We start from the raw sequence: 19,053 nt of genomic DNA, 5'->3' as shown, positions 1-19,053 counted from the left end.
GAGAACGGCACGCCACTTGCGGAGCTGAGGCTGCATATGGCGGGGAAGCTGACCATCACCAAGGAGTTCCACTTCTCCGCCAGTCACCTTTTGGACAAACTCCCCAGCTGGCACAAGTGCGCACGTCTGCACGGCCACAACTACGTCGTCATCATGGAACTCTCCGCGCCGTCGTCCGGCCTGACCGAGGCTGGCTTCGTCCGCGACTACGGCGACCTGGATGCGTTCAAGAACTGGATGGACGACACGGTCGACCACCGCCATCTCAACGACGTCATGGACATCTCCCCGTCCGCCGAGCATCTCGCCCTGTGGATCTACAGCGAGTGGGTCGAAAAGTACCCCGAACTCGTAGCTGTCTGGGTCTCGGAAACCCCCAAGACGTGGGCCATCTACCGGCAGGAAGATTCCGACGAGAGCGCCTAGCACTCCGGCGCGCAGTCGACACAAGCTGCGGTAAGACCTACGCGGGGCCGGGGCCGTCGATGAAGCCCAGCAGCACGGCCGCCTCCGCGCGAAGCCGCGCGGCTCGGTCGGCGTGTGCGGGCGCCGTCAACTGAGCTGCGGCGTCCAGCCGTTCGGCGACCTCCGCACGCACCACATCCACCGCGTCGCTCTCACTCAGCTCACGCCGTGCCGCTTCGGTCACGCCGACCCCGACCGGCGACTGCTCCAGTGCCAGGCCGCGCAGCTCGGCCTCGTCCACCGGCACCGCCTCGGCGTTGTCCAGCGCGGCGAGCGTGGAGCGCAGGGCGCTCACCGCGGCCTTGTCACGGGCGCGCATCGCTTCCGGCAGTGCTTGGCGCATACGGAGACGCAGAGACATGCCGGTGACCTTATGCCGACGCTCCTGGACCCACAACGCGATATCTGGACCCCCAAAGCGATATACGGGCAGCGCCGTCAGAAGCCCGCTTCCGCGCCGATGAGCAGGTGCCAGGGCCAGCTGTCGTCGGTGACCGGCTCCGCGGCGTCGGGGAGGAGGTCCCTGGTGGCCCCGGAGACGGGGGCGAGCAGTATGCCGACGGTGGTGTCGACGAGTTGGGCGGCGAGCAGCGCCACTCGCCGTGCGTCGTCCGGGCTGCCGGGTGCCACGGTGTGCTCGCACGCGGCCAGTGCGCGGACCGTGAGCATCATCGCCAGGGCGAGGCGGGTGCGCAGCACGGGGCCCGGGAGGCCGTCCAGCAGCTGGGCGATCTCGGTGAAGACGGTCTGCACGCTCTGCGTCGCCATGGGGTCGGCGTGCACCAGAGCGCCGATCCAGGGAGGTGTGGACACCCGGGCGAGGAAGCGCGCGTAGTGGCTGCCGCCGTCGACGGTCTCGGCCAGCGGGCGGATGAGCACATCGGCCAGTTCCTCCAGGGCCGGTCGGCCACCTCGCTCGTGCAGGGCGTCCAGCAGGCGCTGACGGTGGGCGTTCACCTCTCCTGTGTGCCGTTCGAAGATCTCCCTGACCAGTTGTTCCTTGGTGCCGAAGTGGTACTGGGCCGCCGACTTGTTGCGCTGGCCCGACGCGGTGGTGATCTCCCTGAGCGAGACGGCGTCGATACCCCGCTCGGCGAACATCCGCAGCGCCACTTCGGCCATGACCTCGTGTGTGGTGCTCCCTCTCGCCATGGACCCATACTAAGGCAGCCACCTTAATAAGGCGTGTACCTTAATAAGGCCCCTGCCTCATTACGACTCCTGCCTTCATCACCGAATGTCAGAGAACGCCAGGGAAGGACCACGCAGATGTCCCCCACCTCCAAGTGGCGCCGCGCCGCGATACCGGCCGCCTCTCTCGCCGCCGCACTGGCGCTGGCCGTCGCCGCCGCCCCCGCACAGGCCGTACCGCTGCCGACCGGCCCCGGCACGGGCCAGGTGCCCCGCTTCACCGGCCACGCCGCCGCCCCTCGCCCGGTACCGGGCAGCGAGATCCACAACCCCTTCATGGCGCAGGACGGGCGAAGCGCCATGCACGGCGACAGTTACGCGAGCAACACCCAGCCCCAGAACGGCCCCCTGGGACACAGCCCCGCGGTGAACAGCTCCAGCAAGGTCACCGACCCCAAGGATCCGGCCCAGTGCGCGACGGCCACCTTCCTGCGCAACGGGCTGATGGTCCTCAACTGCGGTGGCGCCTCGCACCACCCGACCCTGCGGCTGGAGGACCCCGCCACCCTTGAGGACCTGGCCTCCTACCCGCTCCCGGTGCGGCCCTCCACCTACCGGGCGGCCGCGACCCACAACCCCGCCCTGATGTTCTCCGACACCTCGGGCTCGTACTACTACCTGGACAACCAGGACCGGATCGTCATCGCCGGCGCCGACCAGCACATCCAGCGGCTGACCGTGCACCGCACGCGCTCCGGGCGCTGGGAGTTCGAGCAGGCCGACAGCTGGGACCTGCGCCCGTACCTGCCGCACGTCTGCGCCACCGCCGCCGACCCCGACCCGCAGGGCGAGTGCGACCCGGTCACCGCGGTCCAGGCGGACTACCACGGTCTGATGTGGTGGGCCAGCGACCACGGCCGCGTCGGCACGGTCGACCCGGGCACCGGTGCGGTCCGGACGACCGCCCTGCCGGGCGAGCAGATCGAGAACTCCTTCTCCACCGGCCCGGACGGCGCCTTCATCGCCACCGACCACGCCCTCTACAAGATGCACGCGGCGCCGGACGGCACCCCGCGGACCGACTGGCGCGAGACATACGACCGCGGCACGCGCACCAAGCCCGGCCAGATCAACCAGGGCACCGGCGCCACCCCCGCACTGCTGGGCAACGGCTACGTCGGCATCACCGACAACGCCGACCCCCGCATGCACGTCCTGGTCTACAAGCGCGGCAACCACGTCAAGGACAGCCGCCTGGTCTGCTCCGTCCCCGTCTTCCGGCCCGGCGCCGGTGCGACCGAGAATTCACTGACCGCCTGGGGCAACGGCTTCTCGGTGGAGAACGACTACGGCTACACGTCCCTCCAGAACACCCAGGGCGGCAGGAGCACCCCGGGCGGTATCACCAAGATCGAGGTCAACAAGGCGGGCACCGGCTGCAGGGTCGCCTGGACCAGCCCGGAGCAGTCCCCCACCGTCGTCACCAAACTGTCCCGCTCCAACGGCCTGCTGTACGCCTACTCCAAGCCGTCCGACAGCAGCGGAACCGACGCCTGGTACCTCAGCGCCATCGACTGGCGCACCGGCAAGACCCGTTTCCGCACCCTGACCGGGACCGGTGACGCGTACAACAACAACTGGTCCCCGATCACCCTCGGCCCCGACGGATCCGCCTACATCTCCACCTACGGTGGTGTGGTCCGCGTCCACGACAGGGCCGGGCGGTAGGCCCCCCGCACCGGGCAGACCACGGGAAGGCCCGGGCCGGTGGCCCGGGCCTTCCCGCTGAGCTGCTGAGCTGCTGAGCTGCTGAGCTGTCCGTGGCTCACCGAAGCGGCGCCCTGGAGTGGTCCGTGAGGAGGGACCAGATCACGAAGACGCCGATCGCGATGGCGGTGAACGCCCAGATCGGCTGGTACGGCAGCCACATGAAGTTCGCGATGACGCTGAGACCGGCCATGACGACGCCGAGCCAGCGGGCCCACGGGGCGCCCTTGAGGATGCCGAGGCCGGTGAGGATCAGCAGGACGCCGATGGCCAGGTGGATCCAGCCCCAGGCCGTCAGGTTGAACTTGTAGCTGTAGTGGCCTACATGGGTGTAGACGTTGTCCTTCGCGATGCCGACGACGCCGTTGAGCACCGCCAGGACGCCGTCCACGAACAGCAGCACACCGGCGAACAGGGTTCCGCCGGTCGCCCACGCGCTGCCGTCGCCTCTGCCGGGCTGCGTGGGGCGGGGTGTCGGGGCCCCGGAAGGGGCTGCGGGCTGAGCCATGAGAGCCTCCTTCGCCGGGTCATCGGGCTGAACCGGCGTCGGTCTGAACGCTCCGCTTACCCGGCCCGTGCCACCAGGCGGGCGGGGCCATTCGGGTGAACCGATCCGACATGGCCCGGCCATCACGCCCGCCCTGCCATCACGCCCGCCCCGCCACCAGGTCCGCCGGCCGTCAGGTCCGCCCGGCCATCACACCCGCCCCGCCACCAGGTCCGCCGACCGTCACGCCCGCCCAGCCATCACACCCGCCCGACCATCACGCCCGCCCGGCCAAGGTCATCCGCCCACGGTCCCGCGACCGCCGAGCCGAGGTTGTCCAGGCATCTGTCGACACTGCGCAGCAGGGTGTCGAGGTCACGGCTGCCGCCGGACCGCCAGGTGCGGACGGCGACCGTCAGGGCGCAGGCGTGCACCGACACCAGCAGCTGCGGCCGCGGGTCGGCCGGGTCCGCCAGGTGCTCGCGTGCGGCGAGGATGCCGGCGAGCGCGTCCTGCTCGCTCAGCAGGACGTGGTGCAGCGAGGCGAGCAGCCCCGGGGTCACCGCCACGATGTGCAGTACGGCGAGACAGACCGGTGTGGAGCGGTACGCGGGAAGGGCCCCCGCCACCTCGGTCAGTGCCCGGCGGGTGGCTTCGCGCAGCGCGGCCGACGGGGGCTCGTCCGGGGGCCTGCGGTCCAGCTCGCGCACGGTGAGTACGGCCATCTCCCGGAACACCGCGAGCAGCACGTCCTCCTTGCCCGTGAAGTAGCGCAGCAGTGTGCGCTTGGACACCCCGGCCGCCGCCGCGATGTCGTCCAGCGTGGTGCCGTCGAAGCCGCGGGAGCCGAACAGGTCGAGGGCCGCGTGGCAGAGGGCGTCGCGGGTCCGGAGCTTCTTGCGGGCGCGCAGGCCGGCGGACGCGGTGCGTACGGCCGGGCTGGGTGGCATACGGGGTTCCTCCTGGGCGGGGACGGGCGTACCGGCGGCCCGGTCCGTACCGTGGGCAGCCAGGGGATTCTGTCACCTGGTGCCATATGCTTTCGGGTGACACGCCTGTCCGGCTCCCGGCGGCAGGGGTGGCATCGATCCCGTCAGGGGATCCCCAGGTGGACCGGACGTGGGGGTCATGACTGTGGGGGCCGCAGGCCCTTCGACCGCCGCCGCCCGTTGCCCGCCGCCGTCCGGCGGGCCTGTCGGTCCGTCTGTCCGCGTTGCCTGGAGGAACGTCCCGTATGTCTCGTCCCATCCGTGTCGCGATCGTCGGTGCCGGTCCGGCCGGCATCTACGCCGCCGACGCCCTGCTGAAGTCCGACGCCGCCCAGGCCCCTGGCGTCTCCATCGACCTGTTCGAGCGGATGCCCGCACCGTTCGGGCTGATCCGTTACGGGGTCGCCCCCGACCACCCGCGGATCAAGGGCATCATCACCGCTCTGCACAAGGTGCTGGACAAGCCGCAGATACGCCTCTTCGGCAATGTGGACTACCCGAGCGACGTCACCCTGGACGACCTGCACCGCTTCTACGACGCGGTCGTCTTCTCCACCGGCGCCATGGCGGACCGCGCCCTGGACATCCCGGGGATGGAGCTGGACGGCTCGTTCGGCGCCGCGGACTTCGTCTCCTGGTACGACGGCCACCCGGACGTGGAGCGGACCTGGCCGCTGGAGGCCGAGAAGGTCGCCGTCCTCGGGGTCGGCAACGTCGCCCTGGACGTCGCACGGATCCTCGCCAAGACCGCCGATGAGCTGCTGCCCACCGAGATCCCGCCGAACGTGCACGCCGGACTGCAGCAGAACAAGGCCGTCGAGGTCCATGTCTTCGGCCGGCGCGGGCCCGCGCAGGCGAAGTTCAGCCCGATGGAGCTGCGCGAGCTCGACCACTCGCCGAACATCGAGGTCGTGGTCAACCCCGAGGACATCGACTACGACGAGGGCTCGATCGCCACCCGCCGCGCCGACAAGCAGGCCAACATGGTCGCGTCCACCCTGGAGAACTGGGCCATCCGCGACCCCGGCGACCGGCCGCACAAGCTCTTCCTGCACTTCTTCGAGTCCCCGCAGGAGATCATCGGCGATGACGGGCGCGTGGCCGGGCTGCGTACCGAGCGCACCGAGCTCGACGGCACCGGCAACGTCCGCGGCACCGGCCGCTTCACCGACTGGGACGTCCAGGCCGTCTACCGTGCGGTCGGCTACCGCTCGGACGAGCTGCCCAAGCTGCCCTTCGACGTGACCTCGGGCACCGTCCCGCACGAGGCCGGGCGCGTCCTGGCCGCCGACAGCAGCCACCAGACCGCCGTCTACGTCACGGGCTGGATCAAGCGCGGTCCCATCGGGCTCATCGGCCACACCAAGGGCGACGCCAACGAGACCGTGGCCTGCCTCCTCGACGACCACGCCGCCGGGCGGCTGCCCGGCGCCGCGCTGCCTGATCCGGATGCCGTGACCGGCTTCCTCCAGGAGCGCGGTGTCCGGTACACGACGTGGGACGGCTGGTACCAGCTCGACAGCCATGAGCGGAGCCTCGGCACCGCGGAGGGCCGCGAGCGGGTGAAGGTCGTCGAGCGCGAGGACATGCTCCGCCACAGCGGCGCCTGACCGAAGCCGTAACAGGCCGGCCCGCGCCCGCGGACAGGCGGGCCGGCCGCCTGCGCACCCGCGCGTTCAATTGCTTGCTTCGAGTGCACTTGAGCGTTCTAGCCTGACGGCATGACGGTGACCGAGAGCCCTCCCCTGAGCAGTCCTCCCGTGAACACCCCGCCCACGCACACTCCGCCCGCATCCGGCCGTACATCAGCCGTGTCCGCCGTGTCCGGCCAGCCGCTTCCCGGCCGCCAGGACCGCTACACGATCAGCCAGGTCGCGGCGTTCACCGGGCTCAGCGCCCATACGCTGCGGTGGTACGAGCAGATCGGCCTGATGCCGGAGGTGGAGCGCTCGCACAGCGGTCAGCGGGTCTTCGGCAGCGCGGACCTGGAGTGGCTCTCCTGCGTGGCCAGGCTGCGGCTGACCGGCATGCCGGTCGCGGTCATGGTCCGTTACGCGGAGCTGGTCCGCCGGGGCGCCACCGCCGACGACGAGCGGCGGGAGATCCTGGTGCAGACCCGGCACGACGTCGTCGCGCGCATCGCGGAGCTGCAGGACACCCTCATCGAGATCGACTCCAAGATCGACTCCTGTCAGGGCGCCCGCCGGACGCCGGAAAGGGCCTGAACCCACCATGAGCGGCGCCACGAGCAACACCACGAGCAGCACCACCGCCCACACCACAGCCGTCAGCCCCACCGAACAGATCCGCAAGGTCGAGCTGGGCACCGGCGGCCCCCTCGTCGGCGTCCAGGGCTTCGGTGCCATGGGCATCAGTGCCGCCTACGGGGAGACCGACACCACGGCGGCCCGCGACGCCCTGGAGGCCACCGTCGAAGCGGGCGTCACCCTCATCGACACCGCCGACATGTACGGCCTCGGTGCCAACGAGGAGTTCCTCGCACCGTTCGTCGCCGCGCACCGCGACGAGATCACCCTGGCCACCAAGTTCGCCTTCGAGTACCGCGCGGACGACCCGTCCTACCGGGCCATCCGCAACGACCCGGCGTACATCAGGACGGCCGTCGAGGCGAGCCTGCGCCGTCTGGACGTCGAGGTCATCGACCTCTACTACATGCACCGTCGCGACCCCGCCGTCCCGTTCGCCGAGTCCGTCGGAGCCCTGGCCGAACTGGTGCGGGAGGGCAAGGTCAGGCACCTCGGACTGAGCGAGGTCACGGGCGCCGAGCTGCGCGAGGCACACGCCGTGCACCCGATCACCGCCCTGCAGTCGGAGTGGTCGGTCTTCAGCCGGGACGTCGAGCGCAGCGCGGTGGGCGCCGCAGCCGAGCTGGGGGTGGCCTTCGTGCCGTACTCACCGCTCGGCAGGGGGCTGCTGACCGGGGCGATCACCGGCGCGGACCAGGAGTTGTCCGGCGACGACTTCCGGCAGTTGCTGCCGCGCTTCACGGGCGACAACGCCAGGGCGAACGCCGCGCTGCTGGCGCCCCTGCACGCGATCGCGGCCGAACACGGCGCCACCACCGCGCAGATCGCGCTGGCCTGGGTGCAGCAGCGGGCCGTGACGCACGGTCTGACCGTGGTGCCGATCCCCGGCACCCGCAAGCGCAGCCGCCTCCTGGAGAACGCGGCGGCCACCCGGATCGTGCTGACGGCCGACGAGCTGGCGCTCCTCGAACCGATCGCCGGCCAGGTGGCGGGCGACCGCTACGCGGACATGTCCATCACGTCCGTGGGCCGCGAGGCGTAAGGCGTACAGCCCGCGGATTCACCCGCCGGGCCCGGCCGGCATGACCTCGACATGGTCGGCGACGGCCACGAGCAGCACCCGGGTGCCTTCCTCGCACGCCCGCCAGCGGTGGCGCACCCCGCCGGTGAGGAACAGCGTGTCGCCCCGGCCCAGTTGGTAGGTACGGCCTTCGGCCTCGACCTCGGCGCTGCCGTCGGCAACGTACATCAACTCGTCGTTGCGGTGCTCGAATGCGCGGCTCTCGTCGTGGTCCCCGGTGAACTCCAGCGCGTGCATCTGCTGGTGGCCGCGGACCAGCGGGCGCACCCGTGCCGCCGCGTCGATGCCCGGGTCGGCGTCGGCGCGTACGACGTCCACCCGGCGCGGGGAGTCGGCGGCGGCCAGGAGCTGCACGGCCGTCGTCTCCAGCGCGTCCGCGATGAGCTGCAGCGAACGCATGCTGGGCCGGGCCCGGTTGTTCTCGACCTGGCTGAGGAAAGGCGACGAAAGACCGCTGAGCGCGGCGACCTCGGCGAGGGTGAGATCCAGGTCCCTGCGCCGCCGGCGGATGCCGGGCCCGATCCGGAGGGCGGGCGATTCGGCTGTCACGTCGTGTTCCCTCCTCCGCTGTCCGCTGTGCCGCCCCTCATCATCCCGTAAGCCGCCGATGGCTTCGTACGGCCTTCACAGTGCCGCAACACTCCCTCGCTAGCTTCTTAAGGAGATTGACCACATCAAAGAAAGTTTCATGAGTTTCCTGGGAGGGGCCCTATGCCACCGGTCGACCAGAACACGCGCCGCCGCCGCGGCACCGGCCTGATCGCTCTCGACCCCGCCGCGTCCGAGGGCGGCTACACCCTCTTCGCCCCGCTCACCGGCACCGGCGAGGTGTATCTGATCGACCTGCACGGCACGGTCGTGCACGAGTGGAAGCTGCCCTACCGGCCCGGCCGGCACGCGCGCGTCCTCCCCAACGGGAACCTCGCCTACAACGGCGTACTCCCCGGTGAGCCCGCCCTCTTCCCCATGTGGCACAAGTACCGGGGCGGTGTGCTGCTCGAAGCCGCCCCGGACGGCACGGTCCTGCGCGAGTACCGCGACCCGCTCCAGCACCACGACGCCCACCACCTGGGCGACGGCGGCATCCTCTACACCGCGCTCGAACCCCTGCGGGGCGCGGACGCGGACGCCGTACGGGGCGGCGTGCCGGGGTCGGAGGCCGACGGCACCGTCTGGGCGGACACCATCAGAGAGGTCGGCGCCGACGGCTCCGAACGCTGGTCGTGGCGGGCCGCCGAGCACCTCGGCCGCGAGGAGTACCCGCTGCACCCCGACTACGCGCGCGAGCACTGGCCCCTGATCAACAGCGTCACCCCGCTCGCCGACGGCAACATCCTGGCCAGCCTGCGCAGCGTCTCGGCCGTCGTCGTCATCAGCCGCGAGACCGGCGAGATCCTCTGGCGGACCGCCCCCGGCACCGTGTCGCAGCAGCACGCGCCGACCGAGCTGGCCAACGGTGATCTGCTCGTCTTCGACAACGGGGTCTTCCGGCCCGGCTCCGACGTCCCGTACACCCGGGTCATCGAGATCGAGCGGGCGTCGGGGAAGATCGTGTGGGAGTACCACGACCCGGCCAGGGAGTCGTTCTTCGCGCCGTTCATGGGCAGCGCGCAGCGCCTCGCGGGCGGCAACACACTCGTCACGGACTCTCCCGCGGGCCGGCTGTTCGAGGTGACGCCCGAGGGATATCTGTGCTGGGAGTACGTCGTCCCGTACTTCGGCGGGTACCGGGAGTCCGAGGTGCGCGGCCTGTTCCCGTCCGAGCCCAACGCCGTTTTCCGCGCCTACCGTTACACCGCGGCCCAGCTGCCCTGGCTGGACGCGGGGGCCACCCCGTGACCACCGCGGGCCCGGCGCCCCGGCAGGTCCACGCCGTCGACGAGCGGCTGCCGCTGCGCCGGCTGGCCCCGCTGTCCGCGCAGCACGTGCTGGTCATGGTGGCCTCGCCCGTCTCGACGGTGTTCCTGACCGGCCAGGCGCTCGGCCTCGGCCCCGGGCGGACCGCTTCCCTGCTCAGCGCCGTGCTCGTGCTGTGCGGCGCGGGCACGCTGCTGCAGTCGGTCGGGGTGTGGAGGATCGGGGTGAGGCTGCCGTTCGTGATGCTGCCCGGCGGGGCGGCGACGGCGCTGTTCCTCCAGACGGCCAAGGACCACGGCCCGGCCACGGCGACCGGTGCGGTCGTGCTGGCCGCGGCGCTGCTCTGCGCCGTACTGCCGTTCTACGCACGGGTCGTGCGGCTCTTCCCCCCGCTGGTCATGGGGGTCACCGTGCTGCTGATCGGCGTCGGCATGATCAAGGTCGGCGCGCAGCTGATCACCGGTCAGGCGGGGGCCGCCGGGTACGCGGCGCCGTCGGCGGTGCTGCTGGCCGCCGCGACCATCGGCTGCACGCTGCTGCTCCTGCTGCTGCTCCGCGGGGTCTGGCGGCAGACGGCGGTGCTGTTCGGGATGGGCGCGGGCACCCTCGTCGCCGTCACGACGGGTCTCGGCCGCTTCACACCGCCCGGCGACGGAGGCGGTGGCCTGGCTCTCCCGCGTCTCCTGCCGTACGGGGCACCGCACTTCGACGTGCTCGCCGCCCTGCCGCTGCTGGTCTTCAGCCTCACCACCCTGGCGGAGATCACCGGCCAGACCGTCCTGAACAGCGAGACGGTGGGCAGGACCGCCGACCCGGGACGCGATGTGCCGCGTGTGGCCGGGACCGATGCGCTGGTCTCGCTCTTCGGCGGGCTGTTCGGTACGTCGCTGCTCGTGACCAGTTCGGAGAACATCGGGATCGTCCGGCTGACCGGGGTCCGCAGCCGCTTCGTCACGGCGGGGGCGGGTGCCCTGCTCGTCGTGGTGGGTCTGCTCGCGCCGCTCTCCCGGCTGCTGGCCGGGATACCGGCGCCGGTCGTCGGGGGATCGTCGCTGGTGATCTACGGGATCATCGCGGCCATGGGCATCGACATGCTGGCCCGTACCGCACCCGGCGCGACGGCCAACTCCACGGTGATCGCCCTGGCGCTCACCGCTGGACTGCTGCCGGTGGTCGCCCCGGACATCTACCAGGGCTTCCCCGGCTGGGCCCGGACGGTCCTGGGCAGCGGCGTGGTGGCGGGTACCCTCACCGCGGTCCTGCTCCACCCGCTCTTCCGGCGTCTCGCCGAACCGGACCGCGGTACGACGGAGGCGGCCGCCGTACCGGGCACGGTGCCGGGGGCCTGACCGGGCAGCCGGGTGCCGGGCCGGTCGGGTGCCGGGCGGTCGGGTGCCGGGCGGCGTTGCCCCCGGACTCGGTAATGCGGCGTGGCGCCCCGGGACAGAGAGATGCGGTCTTGACATGGTGCGTACGGAGAGACTTGACGGGCCGTACGCCTCGGGAGGGGCGTCCCGGGCAGAGGAGCGTTGCGCATGAGCCTTCGGCTGAAGGGCATCACCCGCGAAGAACACCTGGCCTTCATCAGGACCCGGCCTTCGGCGAGCCATATGCAGGTCCCGTCGTGGGGCGACGTGAAGCCGGACTGGCGGGCGGAGAGCCTGGGCTGGTACGACACGGACGACCGGCTCGTCGGGGCGGGGCTCGTCCTGTCCAGACCCCTGCCCAGGCTCCGGCGCTATCTCGCCTACCTGCCCGAGGGTCCGGTCATCGACTGGTACGCCGCCGACCTGGAGCGGTGGCTCGAACCGATGCTGGCCCATCTGAAGAGGCAGGGGGCGTTCTCGGTGAAGATGGGGCCGCCCGTGGTCGCCAGGAGCTGGGACACGGAGGCGGTCAAGGCCGCGATCGCCGATCCGGCGGCCGGACGGCTGCGGGACGCCGAGGCGACCTGGCACGACCCGCGGGCTGCCGATGTCGCCGGCCGGCTGCGCCGGATGGGCTGGCAGCAGACCGAACCGGGCGGCGAGGACGGCTTCGCGGCGGGCCAGCCGCGCTATGTGTTCCAGGTCCCGTTCGCGGGGCGCTCACTGGACGAGGTGCAGCAGGGCTTCAACCAGCAGTGGCGGCGCAACATCAAGAAGGCCGAGAAGGCCGGAGTCACCGTCGTACGGGGCGGGTACGGAGACCTGTCCGCCTTCTACGACCTGTACGCCGAGACGGCCGAGCGGGACCGGTTCATCGCCCGCCCGCTCTCCTATTTCCAGCGGATGTGGACCGTACTGACGGCCGAGGACCCCGACCGTATGCGGCTCTATCTCGCCCACCACGAGGGTGACGTCCTCGCGGCGGCCACCATGCTGACGGTCGGCGAGCACGTCTGGTACTCCTACGGCGCCTCCACCGGCAGAAAGCGCGAAGTCCAGCCGAACAACGCCATCCAGTGGCGCATGATGTCCGACGCCCACGCGCTCGGCGCGGGCGTCTACGACCTGCGGGGCATCACCGACACCCTGGACGAGAGCAACCACCTCCTGGGCCTGCTCCGCTTCAAGGTCGGCACCGGCGGCCATGCCGTCGAGTACCTGGGCGAGTGGGACTTCCCCCTCAACCGCTTCCTGCACAAGGCCCTCGACCTGTACATGTCCCGCCGCTGAACCGGCGGGCGCGCAGGCTCAGCCGAGCAGCTCCAGCGCCTCGGTCCAGCGGAATCCGGCGGCGGCGTCCGGCGCGCCGGGACGGCCCGGGTCGTACGCGCTGAAGAGGACGCCCATGCCGCGCAGCGTGTCGACGCTCCTGCGGTACGCGGGGTGGGCGGCCTGGGCCGCGTTCAGACAGGGCAGTACGGCGGTGCGGATGCCCGCGCCGTACGCCTCGCAGAGGATGCCGAGCGCCAGGGTGTCGGAGATACCGGCCGCCCATTTGTTGATCGTGTTGAAGGTGGCGGGCGCCACCGCGATGGCGTCCGCCGGTGGCAGGGGGCGCGGGTCACCCGGGGCGCGCCAGGCGGATCTGATCGGGTAGCCGGTCTGCTCCACCACCGCTTCCGCGTCGATGAAGCCGAGCCCCTGCGGGGTGGCGACGACACCGACGTCCCACTGGGCCTGCTGCGCGGCGGTGATCAGCTCGCCCACACCGCCCGCGATACCGGACGCACAGACCACCACGTACAGGAAGGGCCGCTTCCGGCGGGCGGGCTGTCCGGTCTCCGCGGGCCGCCGTGTGAGGTCGGACCGGCGTGTGGCGTCGGACCGGCGTGTGGCGTCGGGCTGTTCCGTCATGTGGCCCCCTGTACCTGGCGATTCGGTGTGCTGCTGCCGCGGGACCAGTCTGCTGGACGCGCCGCCGTCCGTGGCCGGGAGGCCCCGCCGGACGGGCCGGTCCGGCGGCCGATGCTGCCCGTCCGTACCTGGCATCAGCGGCTCCCCGGCGCGTATACAGGAGAGGTTGACCGTCTCCCGCCGGAAAAGAGATCCCATGCACGGGCACGACAACGCCGGACGCACCGGGGCCGGCACCGGCCGTGCCCCGGCCGGCGAACCCGCATCCGCTGCCTCCGCGCAGCTGCGCGGGCTGCTCGGTGTGCAGGCCGGTGCCGGCAACGCCGCTGTCATCCAGCTGCTCCGCCGCAACGGCCACCCCTGGGCCCAGGAGGAGCACGAGCACAGCGCCGGATGCGGCCACCAGCAGGCCGAGCCGGCCCGGCAGGCAGAGATGCGGCAGGCCGGGGTGCAGGCCGAGGTACCGCCCGCGGTGCAGCGCTCGGCCGTCCATGACGTGCTGCGGACATCGGGCAGGCCGCTGGACGACACCACCCGTACCGACATGGAAGCGCGACTGGGCGCGGACTTCTCCGACGTCCGCATCCACAACGACTCGGCGGCCAGGGCTTCCGCGGCCGAGGTCGGCGCCCGCGCCTACACCAGCAGCAACCACATCGTCATCGGGGACGGCGGCGGGGACCAGCACACGCTGGCCCATGAACTCACCCATGTCATCCAGCAGCGCCGGGGCCCGGTCGTCGGCACCGACAACGGGGACGGGCTGAAGGTCTCCGACCCGTCCGACCGCTTCGAGCGCGAGGCCGAGGCCACGGCCGCCCGCGTCATGGCGGCCGGCCCACGGGCCGGCGAGGACGTGCAACGCCGGATGGCGCCTTCCCACCGGCAGGCCGGTCCCTTCGTACAGCGGGCCTACGACCACGCCGACCCGGACAACCCGCAGAACGTCATGACCACAGAGCACTGGGAACGCGCGGCAGGGCTGCGCGGCGCCGACGGTACGTCCTCACGGGAGATGGCCGAGGAGACAAGCCGCCTCAGGGCCACCGGCAAGAAGAACCAGAAGAATCAGAAGAGCCAGAAGAAGACGGCCAAGGGCACGACACGCACCATGGACGAGATCATCAAGACAGTCGGACCCGCGCTGCTGCGTGACCTGGCGGCCAAGCCGCCGGCCTCCGGCAGCCTGGAGCTGTTCCGTTCCATGAGTCACGCCGAGGCCGAAGGCGTCCTGAGCTACTGGGGCAGTGAAGCACAGCGTGCCGCCCTGGCCTATGTGGAACAGGGCGGTGGCACGGCGAAGGAGTTCAAGACCCAGCACAAGGGCATGACGATCGGCGCTCACCTGGGCGACCAGGAGCAGGCGGACTACTACCACGACTTGGCGGGCGACAGCTATCAGGTCCAGCTGAAGTTCACGCTGAAGCCGGGCGCCCACGAACTCCTCTTCACTTCGGACCACATGGCGCTCGGACCGGGCCACAAGACCGAACTGATCCACAAGGCGATGGGCGGCGAGCACCAGGCCGCGACGGGCAACGAAGGCACGCTGCCCGGCTACGTCGGGATGAAGGCGGAGAAGAACGAGCCGTACAGCCTGGCGATCGCCCAGGGCGCCAAGAACAAGAACGGGCGGGAAGCCGGCCCCAGCCAGCTGCTGTTCCAGCTGTTCGTCCAGGACGTCAGCCTCGTGAAGAACAAGTCCGGCCTGCCCCTGCCGGGTCAGTGAGAGCCCGTCCGGGTGAGTGGGCCCCGGCCGGGTGACGGTCCTCAGGGGCTGTCCGTCCCCCTGCGGGCCACATAGACCGTGTTGGTCGACGTTCCCCCCTGGAGCGGATTGCCGAAGGTGACCACGTGCGCCCGCGTGTGCGGGAAGACCTCCGCGAGTACGGCCCCGAACTCCGTGTCCGGCGGGTCGTTCGACCACAGCGCGAAGGCCCCGCCCGGGTGCAGCAGTCCGGCGAGGGCGCGCAGCCCCGCCGGGCCGTAGAGTGCCGCGTGGCTCGGGTGCAGCACGTGGCGCGGTGAGTGGTCGACGTCCAGCAGGATCGCGTGGAAGCGGCGCCCCGGCTCCTCGGGGTCCAGGCCGCCGGGGCCGGTGGCCAGGGCGAAGAAGTCGCCGTGCACCAGCCGGCAGCGGTCGTCGGCCGCCAGCCCGGCGCCCAGCGGGACGAGCCCGCGCCGGTGCCAGTCGATGACCTCGCCCAGGGCGTCGACCACCATCAGCGAGGCCACCCGCCGGTCGTCCAGCGCCGCCCGCGCCGTGTACCCGAGGCCGAGTCCGCCCACGGCGACGTCCAGCGGGGCGTCCGGCAGCTCCGCGAGGCCGAGCCGGGTGAGTTCGGTCTCACCCAGCGTGAAGAGGCTCGACATCAGGAACTCGTCCCCGAGCTTCACCTCGTACACGTCGTCGCCTGACGCCGGGTCGCGCCGGCGCCGCAGACTGATCTCGCCCATGGGCGTGGGCCGCCAGTCGATTTCCTGGAAACGTGCGCTCATCCGCTGTCCTTGTCCCTGGTCTTTCCCCCGGCGCCCCCGCCCCTGGAGGGTCCCACAGCGGGCGGCGCGGACCGTCCCGCGCCGGGCGCCGGTCCCGGCCGGGTGGCGCCTTGCCGCACACTGGTGGTTCGGACGGACAAGGGACTGGTGGCGAGGGTGCAGACGTACGGGACTTCCGCGGGCAAAGGGGACGCCCCCGGCGGAGCTGGTGTGAGCGGGACGGCGGCCGAGGCGGCCAGGCGGCGGACCTTCGCGGTCATCAGCCACCCCGACGCGGGAAAGTCGACGATCACCGAGGCCCTGGCCCTGCACGCGCACGCCATCACCGAGGCGGGCGCCGTGCACGGGAAGTCGGGGCGGCGCGCGGTCGCGTCCGACTGGATGGAGATGGAGAAGGCGCGCGGTATCTCCGTGACGTCGGCGGTGCTCCAGTTCGACCACCGGGGCCATGTGCTCAACCTCCTCGACACCCCCGGTCACGCGGACTTCTCCGAGGACACCTACCGGGTGCTCGCGGCGGTCGACTGCGCCGTGATGCTCATCGACGCCGCCAAGGGCCTGGAGGAGCAGACCCGCAAGCTCTTCGACGTCTGCCGGCACCGCCGTATCCCGGTGATCACCTTCGTCAACAAGTGGGACCGGCCGGGCCGTGAGGCCCTGGAGCTGCTGGACGAGATCGAGCGCGAGCTGCGGGTCCGGCCCACCCCGGTGACCTGGCCGGTCGGCGAGGCCGGCGAGATGCGCGGCCTGATCGACGCGCGCTCCCCCGAGCGGATGCTGCGCTACACCCGTACGCCCGGCGGCGCCCACCAGGCCGAGGAAGAGATCATCTCGGCCGAGCAGGCGGCCACCGAGGAGGGCGACCGCTGGGAGCAGGCCACCGAGGAGCTGCAGCTGCTGCAGGCCGAGGGCGCCGAGTTCGACCCGGAGTCCTTCCTGGGCGCCACGTCGACACCGGTCTTCTTCGGTGCGGCGGTCTCCAACATCGGTGTACGCCTGCTGCTCGACGCGATCGTCGACATCGCCCCTGCACCGCACGCCCGCGAGCTGGAGGGCGGCGGCGCCCGCCCGGTCGACGCGCCCTTCTCCGGGCTCGTCTTCAAGGTGCAGGCGAACATGGACCCCTCGCACCGGGACCGCATCGCGTTCCTGCGGGTGTGCTCGGGGGTCTTCGAGCGCGGGGAGACCGTCACCCGGGCCGCGACCGGGCGGCCGTTCGCCACCAAGTACGCGCACAGCATCTTCGGCCAGGACCGCTCCATGGTCGACACCGCCTACCCGGGTGACGTCGTCGGCCTGGGCAACGCGGCGGCGCTCCGCGTGGGCGACACCCTGTACGACGGGCCGCCCGCGATGTTCCCGCCGATGCCGACCTTCGCGCCCGAGCACTTCGCTGCCGTACGGCCGGCCGACATCAGCCGCTCCAAGCAGTTCCGGCGCGGGATCGCGCAGCTCGACGAGGAGGGCGTGGTCCAGGTGCTGGTCTCGGACCGGCGCGGGGACCAGTCGCCGGTGCTCGCGGCGGTGGGGCCGATGCAGTTCGACGTGGTGACGCACCGGATGGCGGGCGAGTTCTCCTCTCCGGTCCGGCTCGAGTTCCTGCCGTACCACCTGGCGAGGTCCACGGACGCGGCGGGCGGCGACGCGCTGAACAGCGCGCGGCTGGTCCAGGGCGAGGCGCTGACCCGGGTCCGCGACAAGGAGGTGCTGGCGCTCTTCCCCGACAAGTGGCAGGCCAACTCCTTCCAGCGGGCGTTCCCCGACGCCCGCCTGGACCACCTGCTGGCGGCGCACGACTAGAACCTGCCGTCCAGCCCTGTCTCAGCCGGCGCACTCCGTGTCGTGCGCCGGCCGCAGTCCGGTCGTGAGGAACCGCGTCACGGTCCGGTCCCCGCAGGCGTTCCCGGTGCCCAGGTAGGAGCCGTGGCCGCCGCTGTCGACCGTGACCAGCCGGGCCCGGCCGCCGAGCGCGGCGCGCATCTTCAGGGCGCCCGCGTACGGCGTGTAGGGGTCCCGGCGGTTCTGGATCATGAGGATGTCCGACGGACCCCGGTCGGTGATCCGGGTGGGCGGCGCGGCCGGTGCGTCCTTCCAGAAGGTGCAGGGCGTGATGTTCACCGGCATTCCCGCCGTGAGGGGACGGGCGGCGCGGTCGGCGGCCACCGCGGGGCCGTACGAGGAGACCGGGTCCGGCCAGCGCACGTCGTTGCAGATCACCCCGATCGCCACAGCCGCGTCCTCGTCGGACATGGCCTGGGAGAGATCGGGCGTCAGGACGGGCGTCGCGGCCGGGTCCTGCGCGGCCTTGACCAGCTGAGCCAGCTGCGGGAACGCGGCGTCGTCGGAGAGCGCGTTCTGCAGCGCCTGCCGCAGCAGGGTGCCGGTGAGCGGGACGCCCGGGGCCGTCGTCGCCTTCGGCTCCCGGTCCAGCTTCGCGGCCAGCGCGAGGAACAACGGCCTTACCTCAGCGGGGTGCTGGGCCAGCCGCAGCCCGTCGTCCGTCCTGGCGGGATCGGCGGCCCAGGCCGCGAAGTCGGGCATCCGGTCGTCCGCGCCGACCGCCATGTTCGCCAGCCAGCCGCGGGCGACGCGCGACGGGTCGGGGTCGCCGTTGCTGTCCAGGACCCACCGGTCGGTGTGCTGCGGATACTTCTGCGCGTACTGGGCCCCGACGTACGTCCCGTACGACTGGGCCCACGCCGACAGTTTCTCCTCACCCAGCGCCTGCCGGAAGCGGTCGATGTCGCGGACCTCGTTGGCCGTGGTGAGGCTGCGCAGGACCGGGCCGCCGTTGCGGGCACACGCGTCCGCGGTCCGCCGGGACCTCGCGATGTTCTCCGCGATCCCGCCGTCAGCCGCGGGCCAGGACCTGACCGTCACCAGATGCCGGTCGGCAGCGGGGAGCCCGCAGCTCGCCCGCGTACTGCCGCCCACCCCACGGGGGTCGAGGCTGACGATGTCGTACGCACCGGCCAACTGCCCTTGCAGCGCCGCCCCCTTCTGCGTCAGCCGCTGCACCCCGGACCCGCCGGGCCCCCCGGGGATCACGAGGAGCGTCCCGCGCCGCGCGGCCGGCCGGTCGCTCCGCAGCCGGGACACCGCGAGGGTGAGCCGCGGTCCGTCCGGGTGGTGGTAGTCGAGCGGTACGGGCAGCTCGGCGCACTCCTGGCCGACGGGGCCACCGGGCTGGGCGCAGGCCCGCCAACTGAGCGCCGGCACGGCGGCCGAC

General features: G+C 71.8%; 18 protein-coding genes. 10 read left to right on the top strand and 8 right to left on the bottom strand.

From position 1 onward, the window contains the following. Positions 1 to 36 precede the first annotated feature (36 nt). On the top strand, positions 37 to 426 hold the full coding sequence (locus tag G3I19_RS10630) for a 6-carboxytetrahydropterin synthase (RefSeq protein ID WP_164262540.1): 390 nt from the start codon (positions 37 to 39) through the stop codon (positions 424 to 426). Positions 427 to 463: 37 nt separating this feature from the next. Here the strand turns inward: G3I19_RS10630 and G3I19_RS10625 are convergent, their stop codons facing one another. Beyond that, entirely contained in the window at positions 464 to 784 is a 321-nt protein-coding gene (locus tag G3I19_RS10625) for a hypothetical protein (RefSeq protein ID WP_164262538.1), read from the bottom strand. 119 nt (positions 785 to 903) lie between these two features. Beyond that, positions 904 to 1,617 (bottom strand): TetR/AcrR family transcriptional regulator, encoded by a 714-nt coding sequence (locus G3I19_RS10620; protein ID WP_164262505.1) that lies wholly within the window; start codon positions 1,615 to 1,617, stop codon positions 904 to 906. 117 nt (positions 1,618 to 1,734) lie between these two features. Between G3I19_RS10620 and G3I19_RS10615 the strand changes: the two genes are divergently transcribed. Further along, the gene (locus tag G3I19_RS10615) at positions 1,735 to 3,324 is read left to right on the top strand and encodes a hypothetical protein (protein WP_164262503.1); all 1,590 of its coding nucleotides are present in this window, start codon (positions 1,735 to 1,737) and stop codon (positions 3,322 to 3,324) included. 97 nt (positions 3,325 to 3,421) lie between these two features. Here the strand turns inward: G3I19_RS10615 and G3I19_RS10610 are convergent, their stop codons facing one another. Together G3I19_RS10610 and G3I19_RS10605 are read right to left on the bottom strand one after the other, a co-directional pair. Continuing rightward, positions 3,422 to 3,871, bottom strand: coding sequence for a hypothetical protein (locus G3I19_RS10610; RefSeq protein ID WP_164262501.1), 450 nt, complete (start codon positions 3,869 to 3,871; stop codon positions 3,422 to 3,424). Positions 3,872 to 4,110: 239 nt separating this feature from the next. Beyond that, positions 4,111 to 4,800: a TetR family transcriptional regulator gene (locus tag G3I19_RS10605; RefSeq protein ID WP_164262498.1), complete on the bottom strand. Its 690-nt coding sequence runs from the start codon at positions 4,798 to 4,800 to the stop codon at positions 4,111 to 4,113. 284 nt (positions 4,801 to 5,084) lie between these two features. Here G3I19_RS10605 and G3I19_RS10600 point away from each other — a divergent pair, with 284 nt between their 5' ends. The 3 genes from G3I19_RS10600 (at position 5,085) to G3I19_RS10590 (ending at position 8,148) form a co-directional block, all read left to right on the top strand. Further along, positions 5,085 to 6,449 carry an FAD-dependent oxidoreductase gene (locus tag G3I19_RS10600; protein WP_164262496.1) on the top strand — a complete coding sequence of 455 codons (1,365 nt, stop codon included), beginning with the start codon at positions 5,085 to 5,087 and terminating at the stop codon, positions 6,447 to 6,449. Positions 6,450 to 6,650: 201 nt separating this feature from the next. After that, positions 6,651 to 7,064, top strand: coding sequence for a MerR family transcriptional regulator (locus G3I19_RS10595; protein ID WP_343235062.1), 414 nt, complete (start codon positions 6,651 to 6,653; stop codon positions 7,062 to 7,064). Positions 7,065 to 7,071: 7 nt separating this feature from the next. Beyond that, positions 7,072 to 8,148 (top strand): aldo/keto reductase, encoded by a 1,077-nt coding sequence (locus G3I19_RS10590; protein ID WP_164262491.1) that lies wholly within the window; start codon positions 7,072 to 7,074, stop codon positions 8,146 to 8,148. 18 nt (positions 8,149 to 8,166) lie between these two features. Here G3I19_RS10590 and G3I19_RS10585 read toward each other — a convergent pair whose 3' ends face one another. Further along, positions 8,167 to 8,736, bottom strand: a complete 570-nt coding sequence (locus G3I19_RS10585) for an XRE family transcriptional regulator (RefSeq protein ID WP_164262489.1) — start codon at positions 8,734 to 8,736, stop codon at positions 8,167 to 8,169. A 162-nt stretch (positions 8,737 to 8,898) separates the two neighbouring features. Here G3I19_RS10585 and G3I19_RS10580 point away from each other — a divergent pair, with 162 nt between their 5' ends. From G3I19_RS10580 to G3I19_RS10570, 3 genes are all read left to right on the top strand, one after another. Next, positions 8,899 to 10,026, top strand: coding sequence for an aryl-sulfate sulfotransferase (locus G3I19_RS10580; protein WP_164262486.1), 1,128 nt, complete (start codon positions 8,899 to 8,901; stop codon positions 10,024 to 10,026). Next, the gene (locus G3I19_RS10575) at positions 10,023 to 11,393 is read left to right on the top strand and encodes a solute carrier family 23 protein (RefSeq protein ID WP_343235058.1); all 1,371 of its coding nucleotides are present in this window, start codon (positions 10,023 to 10,025) and stop codon (positions 11,391 to 11,393) included. The genes G3I19_RS10580 and G3I19_RS10575 overlap by 4 nt, the downstream gene beginning before the upstream one ends. A gap of 186 nt (positions 11,394 to 11,579) precedes the next feature. Further along, positions 11,580 to 12,701, top strand: a complete 1,122-nt coding sequence (locus G3I19_RS10570; protein WP_164262484.1) for a peptidoglycan bridge formation glycyltransferase FemA/FemB family protein — start codon at positions 11,580 to 11,582, stop codon at positions 12,699 to 12,701. A gap of 18 nt (positions 12,702 to 12,719) precedes the next feature. Here the strand turns inward: G3I19_RS10570 and G3I19_RS10565 are convergent, their stop codons facing one another. After that, positions 12,720 to 13,325: a flavoprotein gene (locus tag G3I19_RS10565; protein WP_164262482.1), complete on the bottom strand. Its 606-nt coding sequence runs from the start codon at positions 13,323 to 13,325 to the stop codon at positions 12,720 to 12,722. A 196-nt stretch (positions 13,326 to 13,521) separates the two neighbouring features. Between G3I19_RS10565 and G3I19_RS10560 the strand changes: the two genes are divergently transcribed. Beyond that, positions 13,522 to 15,054: a DUF4157 domain-containing protein gene (locus G3I19_RS10560; RefSeq protein WP_164262480.1), complete on the top strand. Its 1,533-nt coding sequence runs from the start codon at positions 13,522 to 13,524 to the stop codon at positions 15,052 to 15,054. A 41-nt stretch (positions 15,055 to 15,095) separates the two neighbouring features. Here the strand turns inward: G3I19_RS10560 and G3I19_RS10555 are convergent, their stop codons facing one another. Next, on the bottom strand, positions 15,096 to 15,824 hold the full coding sequence (locus G3I19_RS10555; protein ID WP_164262478.1) for a spermidine synthase: 729 nt from the start codon (positions 15,822 to 15,824) through the stop codon (positions 15,096 to 15,098). A gap of 210 nt (positions 15,825 to 16,034) precedes the next feature. Between G3I19_RS10555 and G3I19_RS10550 the strand changes: the two genes are divergently transcribed. Further along, positions 16,035 to 17,624 carry a peptide chain release factor 3 gene (locus tag G3I19_RS10550; protein WP_164262476.1) on the top strand — a complete coding sequence of 530 codons (1,590 nt, stop codon included), beginning with the start codon at positions 16,035 to 16,037 and terminating at the stop codon, positions 17,622 to 17,624. A 21-nt stretch (positions 17,625 to 17,645) separates the two neighbouring features. Here the strand turns inward: G3I19_RS10550 and G3I19_RS10545 are convergent. Beyond that, positions 17,646 to 19,053, bottom strand: a 1,408-nt coding sequence (locus tag G3I19_RS10545; RefSeq protein WP_164262474.1) for an alpha/beta hydrolase, incomplete at its 5' end; no start/stop codon positions are given.

The organism is Streptomyces sp. SID10853, from assembly GCF_010548145.1.
Lineage (GTDB): Bacteria > Actinomycetota > Actinomycetes > Streptomycetales > Streptomycetaceae > Streptomyces.
The sequence above is the reverse complement of the archived record's forward strand: the minus strand, read 5'-3'. Positions and strand labels throughout refer to the sequence as shown.

What these genes read in the sequence shown, in the direction of transcription:
- G3I19_RS10630 (WP_164262540.1), top strand. Translation starts at nt 37, where the DNA reads ATGGCGGGGAAGCTGACCATCACCAAGGAGTTCCACTTCTCCGCCAGT.
- G3I19_RS10625 (WP_164262538.1), bottom strand. Translation starts at nt 784, where the DNA reads ATGCGCGCCCGTGACAAGGCCGCGGTGAGCGCCCTGCGCTCCACGCTC.
- G3I19_RS10620 (WP_164262505.1), bottom strand. Translation starts at nt 1,617, where the DNA reads ATGGCGAGAGGGAGCACCACACACGAGGTCATGGCCGAAGTGGCGCTG.
- G3I19_RS10615 (WP_164262503.1), top strand. Translation starts at nt 1,735, where the DNA reads ATGTCCCCCACCTCCAAGTGGCGCCGCGCCGCGATACCGGCCGCCTCT.
- G3I19_RS10610 (WP_164262501.1), bottom strand. Translation starts at nt 3,871, where the DNA reads ATGGCTCAGCCCGCAGCCCCTTCCGGGGCCCCGACACCCCGCCCCACG.
- G3I19_RS10605 (WP_164262498.1), bottom strand. Translation starts at nt 4,800, where the DNA reads ATGCCACCCAGCCCGGCCGTACGCACCGCGTCCGCCGGCCTGCGCGCC.
- G3I19_RS10600 (WP_164262496.1), top strand. Translation starts at nt 5,085, where the DNA reads ATGTCTCGTCCCATCCGTGTCGCGATCGTCGGTGCCGGTCCGGCCGGC.
- G3I19_RS10590 (WP_164262491.1), top strand. Translation starts at nt 7,072, where the DNA reads ATGAGCGGCGCCACGAGCAACACCACGAGCAGCACCACCGCCCACACC.
- G3I19_RS10580 (WP_164262486.1), top strand. Translation starts at nt 8,899, where the DNA reads ATGCCACCGGTCGACCAGAACACGCGCCGCCGCCGCGGCACCGGCCTG.
- G3I19_RS10570 (WP_164262484.1), top strand. Translation starts at nt 11,580, where the DNA reads ATGAGCCTTCGGCTGAAGGGCATCACCCGCGAAGAACACCTGGCCTTC.
- G3I19_RS10565 (WP_164262482.1), bottom strand. Translation starts at nt 13,325, where the DNA reads ATGACGGAACAGCCCGACGCCACACGCCGGTCCGACGCCACACGCCGG.
- G3I19_RS10560 (WP_164262480.1), top strand. Translation starts at nt 13,522, where the DNA reads ATGCACGGGCACGACAACGCCGGACGCACCGGGGCCGGCACCGGCCGT.
- G3I19_RS10555 (WP_164262478.1), bottom strand. Translation starts at nt 15,824, where the DNA reads ATGAGCGCACGTTTCCAGGAAATCGACTGGCGGCCCACGCCCATGGGC.